Raw genomic sequence first — 1,176 nt, 5'->3', positions numbered from 1 at the left:
GTCGACCGTGAACAATCCGAGCCCTAAGCGGCGACCGGCTTCGGCCGGATTTGAAGCAGGGCAATCAAGAGCGACAAAAACCCCTTCAGCCACCTGAGCAGGAGGGAGAAGTTGTAGCCGGCGGCGGCCAGGATGGCGTTGAGGGTGTCGCCCTGCTGGCCGGCGAGGTAGTTGCGGCCCATTCTGTGTTCGCTCTTGATGTGGCCGATGACGGGCTCGACCGCCGACCGCCGTCGCATCTGGCGCTTGATGGCTGGGGTGACGCGGCGTTTCTGGCCCGCGGTGAAGACCCTGAGCTTGTGGCTCTGCGGTGCGTTGTGGCCGCGATAGCCGGCGTCGGCGAGGATGCGGCCGATCTCGTTGCCGATGGTCTTTTCCATGTCGGGGATGACGCTTGCCAGCGTGTGGCCGTCATAGGGATTGCCGGGCAGTGCTTTTGCATGCAGGGCGAACTGGCCGCCCCTGGAGCGCTTCAGCGTGGTGGCCACCGACACCTTCACCCCGAACTCGTAGGGCGCATGCGCCTTGCCCTTGCCGATGCATTCCACCTCGTGTGCGTGCAGGCTGTAGATCTTGCGGCCGCGCTGGCGCTGGCGTTGCTCGAGAACGGTGGCGGCCTGGTAGAGCGGCCATTTGAACAGCGTCCAGCCCCTGATCGCCGGCGATCTGGCGACCAATGTCGCGAATGGTCCGGCCGAGATAGGTCTTGAGCTTGCGTAGCGCCTTGTTGGCCCGCTTGAACTGCTTGGCGTGGGCATAGCGCTGGTGGCTGATCAGCGCCAGCTTGCCGACCCGCACATAACTCTGGCGCAAATGGAGACCCGTCCTCTTGGCCAGCCGCACCAGCCGTTCGCGTGCCCGATGGATGAGCTTGGCGTCGGTCGGGAACATGACGTTCTTCGGCTGCACGGTGGTGTCGACGATCACCTGGCGCGTGTCGGCCGGTTTCATCGCCCCGGTCTTGACCGCGAGGCTGAGGCTCTCCTGCAACAGCACCATAATCCGCTCCTCGCCCATACGGCTGCGCCAACGCGTCATCGAGGAGCGGTCGAACGGCAGCGTATGGCAAAAGAACGTCTCGCCGGTGAGATACTGGAAATAAGGGTTCTCCACCCAGCGCTCGCACAGCACCTCATCCGACAGGTTGAAGGTGTGCTTGAGGATCGCCAGCCCCGC

General features: G+C 64.2%; 1 pseudogene. It reads right to left on the bottom strand.

Annotated elements, in window-relative coordinates:
- Nucleotides 1-23: 23 nt before the first annotated feature.
- Nucleotides 24-1,176 (bottom strand): annotated as a pseudogene (locus P9228_RS30805) (IS5 family transposase); the annotation flags it as partial.

The organism is Mesorhizobium sp. WSM4898 (assembly GCF_029625845.1).
Classification (GTDB): Bacteria; Pseudomonadota; Alphaproteobacteria; order Rhizobiales; family Rhizobiaceae; genus Mesorhizobium.
This window is presented reverse-complemented; position numbering and strand designations above follow the sequence as displayed.